13 protein-coding genes are annotated in these 16,690 nt (G+C 38.2%); 5 read left to right on the forward strand and 8 right to left on the reverse strand.

The window, feature by feature from the left end:
- The first annotated feature begins 1 nt into the window (after window position 1).
- Window positions 2-574 carry a single-stranded DNA-binding protein gene (locus V7K27_RS09590; RefSeq protein ID WP_334946502.1) on the forward strand — a complete coding sequence of 191 codons (573 nt, stop codon included), beginning with the start codon at window positions 2-4 and terminating at the stop codon, window positions 572-574.
- A 168-nt stretch (window positions 575-742) separates the two neighbouring features.
- On the opposite strand, the gene V7K27_RS09595 is transcribed toward V7K27_RS09590, so the two are convergent.
- From V7K27_RS09595 to V7K27_RS09605, 3 genes are all read right to left on the reverse strand, one after another.
- Complete coding sequence (locus V7K27_RS09595; RefSeq protein WP_334946504.1) at window positions 743-1,177, reverse strand: type II toxin-antitoxin system VapC family toxin; 435 nt, start codon at window positions 1,175-1,177, stop codon at window positions 743-745.
- On the reverse strand, window positions 1,174-1,401 hold the full coding sequence (locus V7K27_RS09600; protein WP_334946506.1) for a hypothetical protein: 228 nt from the start codon (window positions 1,399-1,401) through the stop codon (window positions 1,174-1,176). The genes V7K27_RS09595 and V7K27_RS09600 overlap by 4 nt, the downstream gene beginning before the upstream one ends.
- Before the next feature lie 76 nt (window positions 1,402-1,477).
- A complete protein-coding gene (locus tag V7K27_RS09605; protein WP_334837719.1) occupies window positions 1,478-1,708 on the reverse strand; it encodes a hypothetical protein in 231 nt (76 codons plus the stop codon).
- 82 nt (window positions 1,709-1,790) lie between these two features.
- Here V7K27_RS09605 and V7K27_RS09610 point away from each other — a divergent pair, with 82 nt between their 5' ends.
- Entirely contained in the window at window positions 1,791-1,925 is a 135-nt protein-coding gene (locus V7K27_RS09610) for a hypothetical protein (RefSeq protein ID WP_334946508.1), read from the forward strand.
- A 6-nt stretch (window positions 1,926-1,931) separates the two neighbouring features.
- Here V7K27_RS09610 and V7K27_RS09615 read toward each other — a convergent pair whose 3' ends face one another.
- The 3 genes from V7K27_RS09615 to V7K27_RS09625 are packed head-to-tail and all read right to left on the reverse strand — an operon-like array spanning window position 1,932 to window position 9,763.
- Window positions 1,932-6,995, reverse strand: coding sequence for a hypothetical protein (locus tag V7K27_RS09615; RefSeq protein ID WP_334946510.1), 5,064 nt, complete (start codon window positions 6,993-6,995; stop codon window positions 1,932-1,934).
- A 1-nt stretch (window position 6,996) separates the two neighbouring features.
- Window positions 6,997-9,594 carry a sacsin N-terminal ATP-binding-like domain-containing protein gene (locus V7K27_RS09620; protein ID WP_334946512.1) on the reverse strand — a complete coding sequence of 866 codons (2,598 nt, stop codon included), beginning with the start codon at window positions 9,592-9,594 and terminating at the stop codon, window positions 6,997-6,999.
- 1 nt (window position 9,595) lies between these two features.
- Window positions 9,596-9,763 carry a hypothetical protein gene (locus tag V7K27_RS09625; protein WP_334946514.1) on the reverse strand — a complete coding sequence of 56 codons (168 nt, stop codon included), beginning with the start codon at window positions 9,761-9,763 and terminating at the stop codon, window positions 9,596-9,598.
- A gap of 140 nt (window positions 9,764-9,903) precedes the next feature.
- Here V7K27_RS09625 and V7K27_RS09630 point away from each other — a divergent pair, with 140 nt between their 5' ends.
- The 3 genes from V7K27_RS09630 (at window position 9,904) to V7K27_RS09640 (ending at window position 13,652) form a co-directional block, all read left to right on the forward strand.
- A complete protein-coding gene (locus V7K27_RS09630) occupies window positions 9,904-11,769 on the forward strand; it encodes an ABC transporter ATP-binding protein (protein WP_334946516.1) in 1,866 nt (621 codons plus the stop codon).
- Window positions 11,770-11,860: 91 nt separating this feature from the next.
- Window positions 11,861-13,000: a phosphotransferase enzyme family protein gene (locus V7K27_RS09635; RefSeq protein ID WP_334946518.1), complete on the forward strand. Its 1,140-nt coding sequence runs from the start codon at window positions 11,861-11,863 to the stop codon at window positions 12,998-13,000.
- Between the two features lie 112 nt (window positions 13,001-13,112).
- Entirely contained in the window at window positions 13,113-13,652 is a 540-nt protein-coding gene (locus V7K27_RS09640; protein WP_334946520.1) for a DOMON-like domain-containing protein, read from the forward strand.
- 54 nt (window positions 13,653-13,706) lie between these two features.
- Here V7K27_RS09640 and V7K27_RS09645 read toward each other — a convergent pair whose 3' ends face one another.
- The gene (locus V7K27_RS09645; RefSeq protein WP_334946521.1) at window positions 13,707-13,964 is read right to left on the reverse strand and encodes a type II toxin-antitoxin system RelN family antitoxin; all 258 of its coding nucleotides are present in this window, start codon (window positions 13,962-13,964) and stop codon (window positions 13,707-13,709) included.
- Between the two features lie 687 nt (window positions 13,965-14,651).
- On the reverse strand, window positions 14,652-16,532 hold the full coding sequence (locus tag V7K27_RS09650) for an ABC transporter ATP-binding protein (RefSeq protein ID WP_334946523.1): 1,881 nt from the start codon (window positions 16,530-16,532) through the stop codon (window positions 14,652-14,654).
- Between the last annotated feature and the right edge of the window lie 158 nt (window positions 16,533-16,690).

The raw sequence follows: 16,690 nt of genomic DNA on the forward strand, positions 1-16,690 counted from the left end.
AATGAACAGCTGCGTTTTGATGGCGGAAATTATTAACGAGCCGCAACTCCGCTATACGGCGGATAATCTGGGAGTCACGGAAATGCTGGTGCAGTTTCCCAATTCCCAGAAACCAGAAGATCCACCAGCGACCCTGAAAGTCGTCGGCTGGGGGAATTTAGCCACAGAAATTCAGCAAAACTACCACCAAGGCGATCGCGTCATCTTGGTAGGACGTTTAAGTATGAATACTGTTCCGATGGAAGGTTTTAAAGAAAAACGCGCTGAATTAACCGTGCAACAAATTCAACCTGTTGGAGGTAGTTTTAATACTGATCCATTGCCCTCAGCAACCGTAACTCCCTCATTTAGTGAAACGTCTCCACCACAGCCATCTTCAACATCTCGTCCGCCACAGAAAGAGGTTCCCAGTTACGAGTCACCACGTCCAGCACCTACCCCGGCGACAAATCCTGTTGGCGTTACTCCCCAAGCGACAAGTTACGAACCCGTACCCCAACCCACAAATTATGAGCGAACCACTTATCCAGCAGTGAAAGCGGAAGAACCAGATCCAGATGATATTCCGTTCTAAAGTTGGTAGTTGAGCATATATTCAATTTGCTCACATACTTAGCAAAAAGCCAAATTAATAATTTCTACAAATAGCCATCCTTGAGGATGTGCTATTTTTTTGTCTGCGTTGACGCTTTGCGTCTTGTCGTGAGACATCGCTTAGTTTAGCGATCGAGTTTATGTCGCCTTAGACAAATTCAGTCCTATTAACAAACCAATTTTCAACCCTTAAATTATTAAAAAACTCAAAATCAGAAACATTATTAGTTACCAAGATTAAATTATTACAGTAAGCAATACTTGCAATTTGACCATCTACAAAAGCAGGAGTTTTGCCAATCTTGGATAATCTAGCTCTTTCTTGGGCGTGCCATTGTGCCGCATTTAAATCGTAATCAAGGACTGGTAAATTTAATATCGATTCATGAATATAATTCCAAAGTGACTCTCGCCGCTTAGATTCTGGCAATCGCAAACAGCCATGTAAAAGTTCATGAACAACAACACTAGAAACGGCAACTTCTGATTTATGAATATCTAGTTTGTGCAAAACATTAGCATTAGGAATAGGACGTGCTGGCTCTGAGAGAATATTGGTATCAAGTAAGTATTTCAAGCTCATAGATCAATTTCTCTTCCCACACTGCGATCGCGTAAGTTAGCGAAATCATCATCAGTAAAGATAATCCCCTCGCTTTGGATTACGCTTCTAAATTTTTGTAATCCCTGCCAAAAATTATCCCCTCTAGATTCCTCCTTTTTTTTACGAAGAAACTCAAACAAATAGTCCCGTTCTTCTATGGGTAAACTTTCAATAGAATTAATAATTTCTTGTAAAGTCATCATAGAACCTCCTAATCAAGTAAATCCTACGTTTAATAACTCTATTTTAATCTCTAAATCCAAAGAGCGCTTAAATCCACTACTCCAGACAACTTCCATCATCATCTCCTAGTAAATCAGCGATCAAATCATCAACACTTCCCCTTTTTGCTGTCCCATCTTTAAAAGCCTGCATCACTTCTTGAGCATTAGCCAAAATTTCAACCCGCCGATTCTCAATTCGTTGCTGGCGAAGAAACTCAAATAAATACTCTCGATCTTCTGTGGGTAAACTTTCAATAGAATTAATAATTTCTTGTAAAGTCATCATAGAACCTCCTAATCAAGTAAATCCTACCTTTACTAACTCTATTTTAATCTTTAGATCCTTTAACTGAAAAAGCAATCAACTTTTGCGATCGCTAGATGATTTATTGTCACGCTCGGAACCATTAATGGTGATTGTTGCTACTCTCCTAACGCAGTTTAGAACTTGGCTATGGGTTAAGTCTGCGATCGTTTCTGGGCTTAAGAAAGATACGGCATAAAAATATCTATTTTTTTAAACTGAAATTTTTCAATACATTGACGTTTCGTGTCCCTTTAATAAGCTCTGCATGACAGCTATAGATCATAATATTCTCGTTGCCATTCCTTTCCTTATAATCATCCACAAGTCTTTTCCAATTTAAAATAATAATATTTTTTGAGTCATCTTTCTGTAAACCAATTAAAGATTCTATATCTTTAGTTTCTTCTGTTAATGGTTGTAATTCTAAATTTTCTAATGCTTGCTTTAAAGTATCCCAAACATTTTGAATCCGAATGACTCTAAAAACTGTACCTCTTGAATGTTCCACGATAAATAACTCATAAAATTTCTTTTCAATAACTAACAGATTCCATTCAGGATAAGTGAACCTTACTCCTCTACTACTAATGGTTTTAACTTCTATCTTAAACCGTTCCTCATTTATACATAATAAGTAGTCATGAGCATAGTGGTTTTCAAGTTTATAATTTGTTTGATTCTTATAGATATGATTATAAAATAACTCAGCAAGTTTTTTTCCTGGCTCTCCCCATTCTCGATCTCCTGTTCCATCTTGGTTTGTCGTATCTTTAACACCATCAGTTTCCGGCTGTTGTTCGTCTATGACTTCATCCTGATTAATATGATTAATAATCTTTTCTACCCAATCAATTTTTTTCAATTTTTCCACTAGTTCTGAGGGTAAACTACCATGTTTTATCATCAGAAGAGCCAGATATTTTTTAACCGCTAACTTTCGGTCTTCATCTTTTGATTCAATCATATCAATCCATTCGAGCAATTTTTCCTCTCCTATACTTGGTTTTTCTTGGCGACAAGCATAGAAAAATTCTAATCCTCTAGATATGTATTGTGTATTTAAAACACAATCATCTGGTGCAAAAGCAGACAATAATTGTTCCTCAATATCTCCACTATTGATATCCAGTAGATTGTAATTATGATGGTAAGTATCAGCTTTACTTAAAAAGCTAACCTTACTTAAGCAATCAATTAATCCTTTATATTCTAATAAACTATTCTGTTTAATATCCTCTAGGCTCGTTTTATTAATTAACTCGCCTATTTGTTGTGCTATTTGGATATCAGCTTGAGAATTTATTAATTGCCACTGTAAAACTTTAAGTAGGTTTAATGTTGTTGTATGAAACTGTTCTTGAACAGGAGAATAGGAGATAAGCTGCTGAAATTTATCCCATTCATTACCATGAATAATCGTGTGTTTTTCACAATTATCTCGAACGTTTTGCCATTGAAAAACATGAGTAAAAACATCCTCTTTCTTTAAGATATTCTCAACAATATAGCGAACATCTTGAGCTAAAACTAGCTGTTGATAATCTCCCCATAAACCATTAGGTAATGCAGGACACCGAGTTAAAAAATGCCCCATTCCTTTATTCCCAGAAAGTATTTCACGAATTGTATTAGATTGCTGATTTAATGTTTTTATTGCTAATTCATCCCAAATTAGTTTCCAAAACTCATAATGAGTTGTTCGATGAAGTTGCACAAGTTGTTTAAATTCTTCCCAATTATTTTTAGAAATATTAAATAATTGACATAACTGATTTCCTAATTCAATACCTAACTCTTTTGCGAGTTTATTGTTTTTATCAGTAGGAATGATTTTTGCTCGACCTGTATTCACATCAAATGAAGCATTAATTATAAAACTTAAGCCTAATCTTTCTTGGGTTGGTGCTGTTACCCAGATATTAGGAACACCATTAGGTAATGAAGCCCGCAATTTATTTTCTTTTTCATCTAAAGTAATTACAAAATTTCCATAATTACCTAATTTTAGGCATAAAGCATTAGTTGTAAATTCTCCAATTCTTACTTCCCCGATTTCAATGCTTTCTTCTGCTGATAAATATCGAGGTTTCCAACATATAACTGTTTCATACTGTTTTACAAGATGACATTTTTTAATTCTTTTTGCAAAAATAAGCAATAGCCCTAACAATTTTTCAAAATCTTTAATTATATCATCTATAGCGAAACCTAAACTTGAATCAATGGGTAAAAATATCGCTGTTCCATCAAATATATTTTGATTATATCGCTGTAATTTTTGCTCAAGCCGATCACTACTGATCCTGCTCGGCTGATTACTATTAGCTATTAACTGGCTAGGAACTAACCCCCCAACAATCTTAAAAGCTATGCGATTACTAAAGACATAAGGCTCTTTACAAATCAAATGAACACTTTTGAATCCTAAACCAAATTTACCTGTAACTTGAGAAGTTTCTAAATTATTACTGTCATTTGGTTTATCGGAATAGTTGAACGATAGCATTTTTTCTAAATCTTGTCCAAATCCCTTATCTCGATAGTCACGTAGGGGATAGTCAGGATGGACAAAACAGTTTATTGGTCTGCCCCAATACATCATAGTAATAGTATGTTTATTCCTGTCAATTTCAAGAATAAATTTTTTACGTTCAGTTGATACTGGCTGTCCTTGAGCCATCATTTCTAATTCAACTAAAGCATCGTCAGCATTTTGGAATATTTCAAAAGGAATATTTGTCAATTGATAACCGAACTGTTTTATTTTGTCTCGAACTGCTTGTAATAAAACAGAAGATGCAGTATTGTTTGGACTGTTATTTTCTAAAATACTACCTAGCTGTTGTTTTAGATTATAAATATTTTGATCAATACTACTGAAGTCTCTATAGTAAGTTCGATATTCCTCACGTATAGATACAGCTTTATTTAATTCCAAAAGAATTTTATTGATTTGTTCATCTTGATTATGAACTCCTAAAAATTTTATAATAGATGGTGCGCTATCTAGAATGACATTACGGGTTACTGGTACGTCTAGCTGTTCAGATTCCGTTAAACTTGTCCAAACTCTATCTAAAGGTTCACTGACATCTCTTACTTGATAAACATTGTTAATCAAATTTCTAGCAGATTCTTTTAATAAATTAGATAATTCTTCTCTATTATATTCTGAAGGATTAAGAGATGATAATATTAGTTTGGTAGTATGCTGATCTAATCTATTGACAAAAATACTTTCTGTTCTTCCTTGCTTCTTACCAGCAGTGAAAGAATCTCCACTAATTAAAGATGGTACTTGCTCTGTATCTCCTGTGGATTCAACTACTGAAAAAAACCGAGATGAGACTATCCCCAATAACCTATCATACACTAGATCCAAGTCTCTATTTCTTAGGAAAGTTTGTGCTAATTCTCTGAGATTTTCATTGTCTTTAGCTATTAAACAAATAAATGCACCGATGGCTTCTGAGTAAACATGATAATGCCAATCCTGAAAATATTGCTCTAAATTTACGGTATTTTCTTGTTCTTGTCCTTCATGTTGTTGTTGAATAATTTGTTGCTGAGTTGCTTGTGAAAGTTGATCTAAATAAATTTTTATGATGTCTTCTTGCGTTGCATCTAAGATATGACATTCAGCAATATTAGGAATGTTGACGCATAATTCTTTAGGAGATTTCCATTGACCTAAACGATTAAGCAACAATATATTAGGTAGAATCGCAGTACCAAAATTTATACTATTAACAGCTAGTGCCAGATATTGATTATAAATTTCAATAGCTGTTGTATCGGTGAATTGAAAAGACTCAGATATCCAACCCAATAAATTAATTATCCTTGACTCTTCAATAGGTTGTAAAATATGAGGTAATATATATCTTTTACAGTTTTCCTTTCCTAGTATTTTTACCACTTGGTCAACTAATTTCCATACAGGTAAAATATTGTTACCAATCCCACGAAATATCACTAAAGCATTGTCCAAAGGAAATTCATCTTCTGTAAATTGCCCTAAATAATATTGAGGAAATTGCGATATTATATTACCAACAACTCTTAAAACGTCATTCCCCTTAATGAATAGTTGACTATTTAACCATCTTAAAGCATTCTGATTATCCCGAATTTCATGATGTAATTGTGATACTGTTATCAAATCAGTATTTGATATCTCATAGAGAATATTTTGTATCTCTGACTCTAATTTAGATTCAGGTGTGTAGAGAACCTGAGATGGTTTAACGGGTGTATTATCAGTAGTGATCAGCCACTGAGTTGCTTGAAGATTAGAAATAATTTGGCGAGATAAAATAGAGGAATTGTTAGATATTATTATGATGATTACTTGATATAAAGATGGTTGCTTTTCTAATACATCCAGCAAAATATTTTCTTCGATACATTCGCTAAATAAACTAGAGATTGATTGATAATTTAATCCAAGTTGAACCAAATTAGATTTTAAATGATAACCTTCGTTTAATTTAATTAAATCCTGTTCGTAGTGTTTCAAATACTCAGGATATTTCAGAATGTATTTAGGGGCGATCGCCTGACCAGATGATAACTTTAACCATGCTGCTTCCTTTAATCTATCACGATATTCATGCTTGACATCAGAGGAAGACTGCTGCCAAACCTTCAAAATTAATTCCGTATAATCGTGAGGATTAGATTCTTGTAATAATACATTCATCGCAGCAGAAGCATTCCATTGCAGAATCCATCCTTCTTCTTGTAAATGTAAAATATTAGAGTTCTGTTTAATTAAAGTCACCTTTCCTAGTAATCCTTCATTTAAAAAGAATTGATCGCGAAGATCAGGATTTTGCAAATAAGTATTTTCTTGAATACTTACTAAAATATCTGCAATGCTTTTATGTAATGGCAACGATTTCCATAAATCTTGATTTTGAGGACTTTTACCTATCTCATTTAATATGTCTTTTCGCTCATCATCATTTAACTCTATTTTGTCAAAAAGTGAAACAAAGTTACTCGATTCATTTCGTAATTGATTTAATAAGTCTATTACAGCATCGGAAGTTAAACGACTGATACCAAGTTGAACGAATTTCTCTTCAGAAATTGACCGAGATAAAGCAGAATTAATTAATCGCCATGACTCATTTGTAATTGACAAAACCTTTTGAGCTAATTTTGACCATAAGGAATCAGATTGAGAAATAATATATAGTTTTTCTTGACTATGGTATTTGTCAGACTGTCCATGTAATAAATAACGAATTGGTAGAAACATTTTAATGTACCTCTTTTAATAATTCAGTTAATAGTTGCTTCCGACGCTCAGGTAGTAGAGCTAAGACTGGAGTTTTACTTAAGCTATTCTTACAGGTATCGAGATTACAAGGGATAGGGGAAATATTTTGATCCTTTTCAAGTAATTTTGCTATTTCTTTATCAACTACAATAGGTTGAATGTTTTCAATAGCTTGTATTAATAAATTTATTAAGCTGTCCTCAGAATTTGTAAATAAAATAGATTTACGTTTGAACTCTTGAAAGTCGTGATAAGAATAGAAGATAGCTGTTTGTTGTGGATATTTACTTCCGATAAGACATCGCCAATCTGGATTTACTGACAAAATATTAATCACATAATTCTTGGATAAATTAAGAAATTGTTTGAGTATTGGCTCTAAACTTGTGTTACTTGTTCCTTGTTGTTCCCAGCGATTGATCAAAGAATTTAGATTTAATAAAATAGTTTTTGTGTCTTCAAGATTCAATTGTCCCAAACCACCATTAGGAGGGACGATAAATAATGATTTGGGCAACAATAAAACACTGATATCACTTTGCAAAAGCTCTTGAAAAATATTTTCAATAACATCTATATAAATAACTTCTGAATCTCGAATTAGATTAATTAATTTTTGTAAAGCGTTCTTTATTTCTGAATTAAGTTCACTCAAATTTAATTGAGATAACCCTTTTTTGATGAATTGGATTAAATGCTTTTGAACTTCATCACTTTCAATTTTCTGAGTTCTCCGATTTTGACAACATTCTTTGAGAAATGAAACCAGATAATTAATGCCACGATGATTATGTAAAATAGTTTCTGATAGATTAGTCAAGGCATCTATAATCTCTCTATCAGTCCATTGATCAAACGTTGTATTATCAAAACGAAGATTAGGGGCGTGTGATAAAGTTAATAGATGGCTTGATGATTGTGCAATTCTACTGAGATTAGGAAACCAATCCCAGTTAGGATTTGAAGGAAGGGGTAAAACTTTAACTCTCCTTATCCTGTCTAATAAAATCCATTTTTTATTATGAAGACAATATACCCATTCATATTGATAACAAATACTTTCTCTATAGATTTTGCTTTGAAATATCTTTGATTTGATAAATGCTGTACATAAATTATATATATCCTGAACAGATGATTGGTGAGTCAATCTAAATTCTTGAAGAGAATGAAGAATCAGTTTAATAGTTCCTTGCGTAGCTAAAATTTTATTCCACTGTTGCACCATTTCTGCTTCTTTGTTGGGTGTTTTGGCTAATATTTTTTCTTGTCGAATATCCGCCAATGATTCTATGTAATTGCGTCCTGAATCCAGAAAGAAGTAGCCATGTAAGAAGATATTGTAATCCTTATTACCTTGACAAGGAATTAATTCAAATTCCTCAATTTCCTTTTCTGAACTTTCTGCAAGGGGTAAGAATACAGCCCATTGGATTTTTAAAGATCCTTGATTAGCTTGACTAGAATCTTTTTCTGAAACAATAACAGCACAATGGGGTATAGATTTATCTGGTTCATTCGATTCATGACCGGTTTCATCTATTTTAGAACGTTTAGGCCAGTAATCTGATTGGTGTAATTCTTCCCAAAAATCATTCACCGGTACTTGAGGAAGTAAACTATAAAAATAATCCGCATTTAAAATGGCTTCTTTGCCAGCAAATTTAAGCATTCTTAATGCTTCTTCTTGTTTGACTTTAATACAGACTTTACCTTTTAAATCACGTTCTATTGGCTGATAATTATCTCCATTTGATTTCGGATACAAACAACGTTGTAAATCTGCGGAATCTACTCTCACATGAAATTGCTTCTCAACGCGATTTTTTTCCGTATTAAATTGCCAGTAATGTACTTCACGAAGATGTTTTAAAGCTGGTAATAATAAGGCTATTTTATCTGCCATATCAGGCGGAAATTGCTGTTGAATTGAATCCAAATCATAATAGTTTGCTATAATATTATGATCTTTAGAATAATCTCTGTGCCGTAAGGGTATCCATAAGACAAAATAGCGTTCTTCGTTTAGCTGACATAAACCCTGTCCCCTCAAATATTCTTCCAAAATGTCTCGATCTTCTATTGATAAAGCAACCCAATTAGGTCGTCTGCGCTCAATTCCATCTGAAGGGGCATAAGGATTCAAAAATCGTCCACAACCTTCTGGTATATTTTCTGAACGTGCAATAAAGAAAAATGCTTCACAAAAGTGGAAAACGCTTTTCTGTCCAAGTCCAAATTTACCAATTTTCCCTTTATTTCCTGCATTAGCATCTACTCCAATATAAGCTATAGCTTTCTCATCCTCACGAGTAAATGTGCCATTATTGAGGAAAAAAAGTGCCGGACATTTTAATAATGGGTGACTGACTTGGTTTCCTAATCCTTTGACTAAGCCAAAATCAAGTCGAGTGGCCTCTCCGTCATTGGCGTTTTGAATAATTTCCTTAATGATGGGAAAACCCTCTTTATATCTCTCTTTGAGTAAATTTTTTATTTGGTTAACAATTGTTCCAGGGGAGAGTTCAAAACCAGTCATAGGAATAGAATTTTTAAAGTGCGTTAAACTAATCGTCATTTTATGGACTACGAGCATTGGCGCTAGACCAGTTCCACACAATCTCTGAACTACTCTTTACCATATCAACACAATCCAGACCTATCCTGGCAACGATCGCTGGAGATGTCAAATCAGAAAAACGAGAACAACCGATCGCAGTTTGCAGAGATGACAGGCAGTAATACATCGCAAATGCGTGTATATTGTGGAAGTATGCGATGTCAAGAAAAACTGCTAAGGAGTGTAAAAACCAAATTTACCCACACAGACATCAAAACTATTGTTAAAATCCAAATAATTTTAAGTTAATATTCATACCCAACTCCTATGAGAGAAACTGTCCTAGAGGTTCGCAATCTCCAAGTTGAATTTCCCAGTGATGGCAATAGCGTCAGAGCTTTGGATGGTATTTCATTTGCGCTACATCGAGGTGAAACTCTAGGAATAGTCGGAGAATCGGGGAGTGGTAAATCAGTGACAGCCCTAGCTGTGATGGGTTTGTTGCAAACTCCCGGTATAGTTGCTGGCGGTGAAATCTGGTTTCGTCCGCAGGAGAATGCTAACGCCATCGATTTGGTAAAATTGCCTACTGAGCAAATGCAGTTACACCGGGGTGGCGACATTGCCATGATTTTTCAAGAGCCGATGAGTTCGCTTAATCCGGTTTATAACATCGGGTTTCAGCTAACAGAAGCGATTATGCGACATCAAAATGTGTCAGCATCCCAAGCAAAACAAATTGCGATCGCAGGTCTGCAAGAAGTAAAACTTCTACCTAGCGATCAGGAGATACAACAGCAGTATACCGAAACTTCATCGAAACTAGATCCATCAAAGTTACCACAGTTGGTTAAAGAACACAAAGAAGCGATGCTAGAACGCTACCCTCATCAACTTTCTGGGGGTCAGTTGCAACGGGTGATGATTGCAATGGCAATTTCTTGCAACCCATTAATCTTAATTGCTGATGAACCAACCACAGCCTTGGATGTGACGGTGCAAGCGACTATTTTGGAGTTAATTCGAGAATTGCAGCAAAGCCGTGATATGGCAATGATTTTCATCACCCACGACTTGGGGCTAATTTCGGAAATTGCTGACGAAGTAGCGGTGATGTATAAAGGCAAAGTTGTCGAGTCTGGTGCTTGTGAGCAAATTTTCAGCAGTCCCCAGCATCCATATACTAAAGGTTTGATAGCTTGTCGCCCCTCACTTGACCGCCGTCCTCAAAAATTACTCACTGTTTCTGACTACATGAGTACAGAAGAGACACCAACGGGACAAGTAGTAATTCAAGCGAAAGAACCCGCACAACCTACAGAAATCACCGCCGAAGAGATTGCTGCAAGATTGGCAAACTTCAATCAGAAGGAACCCTTGCTGCAAATCCGCAATCTGAAAGTTGGTTTTCCAGTGCGCGGGGCGTTTGGTGGGACAAAACGCTACAATATGGCAGTTAATGGCGTTTCTTTTGATGTTAAACCAGGGGAAACACTCGGTTTGGTGGGAGAATCTGGTTGTGGTAAAACCACCCTTGGCAGAACCTTGCTGCGATTAATTGAACCGATGAGTGGTCAGATTATCTTTGAGAAACAAGATATTACTAGCCTCAAAGGAGAAGCGTTGCAAAAACTGCGGCGGGAAATGCAAATAGTCTTCCAAAATCCTTTTAGTTCCCTTGATCCCCGGATGAAGGTTGGGGACGCGGTGATGGAACCATTGATAATTCACGGCGTTGGTAAGACCAAGCAACAACGACGACAGCGAGTAACCGAACTCTTAGAACGGGTGGGGTTGAGTGCAGATGCGATTAACGGCTATCCCCATCAGTTTTCTGGCGGTCAACGCCAACGGATTTGCATAGCTCGTTCTTTGGCATTAAATCCTAAATTTATTATCTGTGATGAATCAGTTTCAGCGCTGGATGTTTCAGTACAGGCGCAGGTATTAAATCTTCTCAAAGAATTACAGTCAGACTTTCAGCTTACTTATATTTTTATTTCTCACGATTTAAGTGTAGTGAAATTTATGAGCGATCGCATTTTAGTGATGAATCGCGGTCAAATTGTTGAAGAAGGCACAGCCGAAAGCATTTACCTGGAACCCAAAGAGGAATACACACAAAAATTAATTGCTGCGATTCCTACTGGTAGTGCCGAACGTGTGCGAAATCGTCATCTGAAAGCTTTATAGAAAGGTCATTATGATCTTAAGACTTGCGCTACCATATCCCCTATTGCCTTCGTGCAATATAGGTCAGGAGTAATGCAGGTCTAACACAAACATGACAGAAGAATTTAATACACAGGGGGCAGAAAATCTAGTTGCGATCGCTGATCAATTCGCCCAATCGGGAAAGGTTACAGAGGTTAAAGCCTTTGGTAGTGGTAATATCAATGACACATTCTTAGCAACTCTCGATGACTCTGAAGAACAACATTTTGTCCTGCAACGCATCAACACGCAGGTGTTTCGTCAGCCCGAACTGATTATGCATAATATGCGTATCTTCACTGAGCATGTTCAGAAACGCTTACAATGCGCCCCACTTAATCGTCGCTGGGAAGTGCCACGCGTACTATTAACCAAAGATGCTCAAGACCACTGGAGGGATGCAGACGGCTGCTTTTGGCGGGCGATTAGCTTTATTGGAGGTTCCCAGTGTTTCGATAGTATGCGCGATCGCTCATACGCGAAAGAAATCGGTTACGCCTTGGGGATGTTCCACAATCTGATCAGCGACTTACCACCAGAAAAACTCGCGGACACTCTTCAAGGCTTCCACATTACACCGCTTTATCTCCAATATTATCAGGAAGTGTTGGCGAAAACTAGTGCGCGTCAATCTGTGGAAGTTAATTATTGCTTACAGTTTGTTAGCGATCGCCAAATCTTTGCACATATCCTAGAGAATGCCAAATCTGAAGGCATTCTCCCCCTGCGTTTGATGCATGGCGATCCCAAAATCAACAATGTCATGTTTGACACTGTTACCCAGGAAGCCGTCAGCGTTATTGACCTCGACACCGTTAAACCCGGCCTAGTACATTACGATATTGGTGATTGCCTGCGATCGGGTTGCAATCCGGCTGGAGAAGAAACCGAGAATTGGGAAAGTATTTATTTCGATACTGATCTGTGTCAGGGAATTCTAAAAGGTTATCTCTCAGTAGCAAAGGTATTTCTGACCGACAATGATTATGCTTATATTTACGATGCAATTCGTCTGATCACCTTTGAACTAGGACTGAGATTTTTTGCTGATTATTTAGCAGAGAATGTCTACTTCAAAGTTAAGCACCCAGAACATAATTTGGCAAGAGCGATCGTCCAGTTTAAGCTAACCGAAAGTATCGAATCTCAAGAGACGCAGATTCGTAAGATTATCAAAGACATGATATCATGTCCGCCAAATTACCCATAATAAAGGAACCCCACCCCCAACCCCTCCCGAAGAGCGGGGAGGGGAGACAAAGCATCGCTTTGGCGGGGTGGGGTTCCGGGTATTATACTTAATTGCCCGGACATCATTTAAAATGAACGACCAGACATTTTCTTTGCAACCTTTTCCTTCGACAAAATCCCTGCCTAATTTGAAAATTGCAGGCAATATCAACCGAAATTCTAATCAGCTTGCCATCCGCTACACCTTTGGAGGCGACTTAAAAGAGATTGCCATAGACTCACCATCAAATACACAATTGCGAAAGCCCGAATTGTGGAAAAACACATGCTTTGAGTTCTTTCTTAGCATCAAAGATTCTCAACGGTATTGGGAATTCAACCTTTCCCCCGCCGGACATTGGAATGTCTATCGCTTTGATGGATACCGTCAAGGAATGCAAGAGGAAACAGCTTTTACAATACTTCCGTTTAATGTTCAAAATCAAGCTGACGGTTTAGCACTTGTGTTAGATGTCGATTTGAATAAAATTGTTTCGGCAGAACAAGCGATTGAAGTTGGTATTACTACAGTTATTAAACACAGAAATAGTGAGGTGAGTTACTGGGCGTTAACTCATCGAGGCGCGGAGGCTGACTTTCATCTGCGGGATAGTTTTATCGTTGAGTTATAAACACTAATTAGCGAACGTCCGTAGGAGCGTCATTATAAATTAGTAATTATTTGGTCATTCTACATCCATTCCTTCCCACAGTTGAGACACAGGTAAAGTGTTTACTGTTATGGCATCATCCCAACCGTGACGAAAACTTTCGATCGCAGATTCAGCTATTTCCTTATCCTCCTGTTGGTTATTTTCTTCGTCAGCGTTTTCTGGGAGCAGTACAATAACTCTGACGCGGGTCTGCTGGTCTACAGTCAATGGTACATCTAGAGAAAGTTGACCTTGTTGATCCACATTTCCCATGACTTCAATAGCTTTCATCGCTCCTCCAGTGGTTTTGCGTTCACTACTCTTGAACCAAATCAGCAGCAGTGAGAAGAATCTAGTTTAGATTATCGCAAAATTGAAACGCGATCGGCACTATGCTTAAAGAGCTAGTTAAAACATGAATAAAGAGACTAATGTTTCCGACGGGCTACGCTTAAGCATAATTGGCTCAATCTTACAACTTAATACAGCATTTGATTAATTTGTAACAAATTAAATTTGGCAATACCCTGCAATGCCAATGCGATACCCTGCAATGCCAATGCATCAGCTTACAATACCAAAGCATCGGCTTACAATACCAATGCGATACCCTGCAATGCCAATGCAATACCCTGCAATGCCAATGCAATACCCTGCAATGCCAATGCATCGGCTTACAATGTTAATGCAAGCATAAATAAAATAGTTGTGTGTTGTATGTCAACAATGCTTGCAGAAATTCGTCGCAAAATAGCTGATGATCAATTTGAATTCTCCAAACACGCTGTTGACCAATCTATCCTGCGCGGCATTCACCTACAAGAAATTAAGGAGGTGATTGCTAATGGCAGCACGTTATCTATCGGGGTGAAATCCTCGTCACAAAACTTAATTACGAATTACGTACAGCCCTTTGGGCATGAAAACCGCGTAGCGTGCCGGAGGCTCTATTACGAATTACGAATTATTTTAATTTGGTCAAGCAATCATTCCCTCTTCGATGTTATCTGTGCCAGTGCGAGCCTCGCGTATGCGTTCCTCGTCCAGATTTTCCGGTAAAAATCCACCTGCCTGCATTTTCCATAACCTGTGATAAGCGCCGCCAAGTGTCAGCAGTTTGGCGTGGGAACCATCTTCGATAATGCGACCTTTGTCGAACACCAAAATCCGGTCTAGATGGACGATGGTAGATAGCCGATGAGCCACCACGATCACCGTTTTCTCATTCATTGCTATGTCGAGGCTATCCTGGATCGCTTTTTCGGTGATGGAATCAAGGCTAGAGGTGGCTTCATCCAAGATTAGGATCGGGGCATCTTTGAGGATTACGCGAGCGATCGCAATACGCTGCCTCTGCCCTCCAGACAACTTTACACCACGTTCGCCCACCAGAGAATCGTAACCATCCTTAATTTGGGCGATGAAATCGTGAGCATGAGCCTTTCGCGCTGCCTCAATCACTTCCTCATCGGTTGCATCCAAGCGTCCGTAACGAATATTTTCTAGTAATGTCCGATGAAACAGAGACGGATCTTGGGGAATCAAGCTGATCTGGGCGTGTAGAGCATCCTGAGTCATGTCTTGAATATCGACCCCATCAATGATAATCTGTCCAGATTGGGGGTCAAACAAACGCAGAATCAGATTGACAAAGGTAGATTTTCCAGAGCCGGACAAACCCACCAGTCCAACACGCTGTCCCGGTAAGATGGTGACAGAAAGGTTGCTGAAAACTTTCTTCTCGTTCGAGTAGTTGAAATTCACCCGCCGAAACTCAATTTTACCTTGGGTGATTGAGTGTGCGATCGCGCGATCGCGATCAACCAACTCGTGGGGTTGAATGATGGTAAACACACCATTGGCGACATTACCGACATGTTCAAAAAATTCCAGAAAGCGGCGGCTCAAATTACGCGCTTCACTGATGATCAACAGCGATAGGCTAGTGGCTACAACGAAGTCAGCAGTAGCGATCTTTCCTTGACTCCAAAGAGAGAGCGAGTAATACAAGGTGCTGATTTTTAGAATCGCTGCTGAGATAAACTGAAACCAGCGAATTCGCTCCGAGTACCAGTTGGACTCTCTCACCTCTTTGATTTCCCGCCTTAATTGCTCATTTAAATAGCGTCGTTCAAAACCGAAGCGAGCAAACAGTCGGCTACTAGTGAGATTTGTTACCGCATCTACAATCATGCCAGTTGTCTCACTTCTGGCGGCTGCGGCTTTCCGGGAATAAAATCGGCAGCGAGTTGCCAGCCAGAAGGAAATACTAATGAAGAGAACTGCCCAGATTCCCACGAGTGCAGCAAGCGGAGGATAGGCGTGATACAGTATCGTCGTGGCGACGCTATACACCACGATTACTGGCATAAATTCAGTAATCATCATTTGCATCGTCTGGGTAACACCCAGAGAAGTTTCGCTAATCCGATGTGCCAATGCCCCGGCAAAACTGCTGCTTAGGTAGCGATGCGAATGGTGCTGCAAGTAGGCATATAGCGATCGGACGATGTGCTGTCGGTGAATCGGATGGAGGATGGTTTGCAAGAGTCCAGCCGCTCGCCCAAATACCACTTCACCCACACTCAAGCCGATGAACAGCATCAGGGGTTGCTTCATGGCATCAAAAATGGGCTGGCTGTGTCCCGCCGATCCCGTTACGCCCCGGATGATCTGGCCAATAGCATAGGGCAACATAATGCCACAGGTTGCGTGTATTATCTCTAGGATCACCGCTAACACATACCACCAGCGAAACTGGTTCACAAAATAGCAAATGAACCTGAATGGAGTTGATGGCAGGTCTGGTGCATCAGGAGCACGTTGAAAGGATTTGGATTGTCTGGCCTTTTTTGTCATCAAAGTCGCTCTCTTCGCATCATTTTAGCTGTTGTACAAGATAAAAATGGACGACTGGATAAGCCGTCCGGTGGTATTAGGGACTTCTGGCAGTACTCCACTAGTAATCCACCACAGTAACAATGATTGAGTAAACCAAGTTTTAGAATCTTTCTCTC

Origin of the sequence: Nostoc sp. (genome assembly GCF_036919575.1) — a bacterium.
In the GTDB taxonomy this organism is placed as follows: domain Bacteria; phylum Cyanobacteriota; class Cyanobacteriia; order Cyanobacteriales; family Nostocaceae; genus Nostoc.

Excerpts from the sequence above, each read along its gene's own strand:
- V7K27_RS09590 (WP_334946502.1), top strand. The coding sequence starts at position 2 with ATGAACAGCTGCGTTTTGATGGCGGAAATTATTAACGAGCCGCAACTC.
- V7K27_RS09595 (WP_334946504.1), bottom strand. The coding sequence starts at position 1,177 with ATGAGCTTGAAATACTTACTTGATACCAATATTCTCTCAGAGCCAGCA.
- V7K27_RS09600 (WP_334946506.1), bottom strand. The coding sequence starts at position 1,401 with ATGATGACTTTACAAGAAATTATTAATTCTATTGAAAGTTTACCCATA.
- V7K27_RS09605 (WP_334837719.1), bottom strand. The coding sequence starts at position 1,708 with ATGATGACTTTACAAGAAATTATTAATTCTATTGAAAGTTTACCCACA.
- V7K27_RS09615 (WP_334946510.1), bottom strand. The coding sequence starts at position 6,995 with ATGTTTCTACCAATTCGTTATTTATTACATGGACAGTCTGACAAATAC.
- V7K27_RS09620 (WP_334946512.1), bottom strand. The coding sequence starts at position 9,594 with ATGACGATTAGTTTAACGCACTTTAAAAATTCTATTCCTATGACTGGT.
- V7K27_RS09625 (WP_334946514.1), bottom strand. The coding sequence starts at position 9,763 with ATGTATTACTGCCTGTCATCTCTGCAAACTGCGATCGGTTGTTCTCGT.
- V7K27_RS09630 (WP_334946516.1), top strand. The coding sequence starts at position 9,904 with ATGAGAGAAACTGTCCTAGAGGTTCGCAATCTCCAAGTTGAATTTCCC.
- V7K27_RS09635 (WP_334946518.1), top strand. The coding sequence starts at position 11,861 with ATGACAGAAGAATTTAATACACAGGGGGCAGAAAATCTAGTTGCGATC.
- V7K27_RS09640 (WP_334946520.1), top strand. The coding sequence starts at position 13,113 with ATGAACGACCAGACATTTTCTTTGCAACCTTTTCCTTCGACAAAATCC.
- V7K27_RS09645 (WP_334946521.1), bottom strand. The coding sequence starts at position 13,964 with ATGAAAGCTATTGAAGTCATGGGAAATGTGGATCAACAAGGTCAACTT.
- V7K27_RS09650 (WP_334946523.1), bottom strand. The coding sequence starts at position 16,532 with ATGACAAAAAAGGCCAGACAATCCAAATCCTTTCAACGTGCTCCTGAT.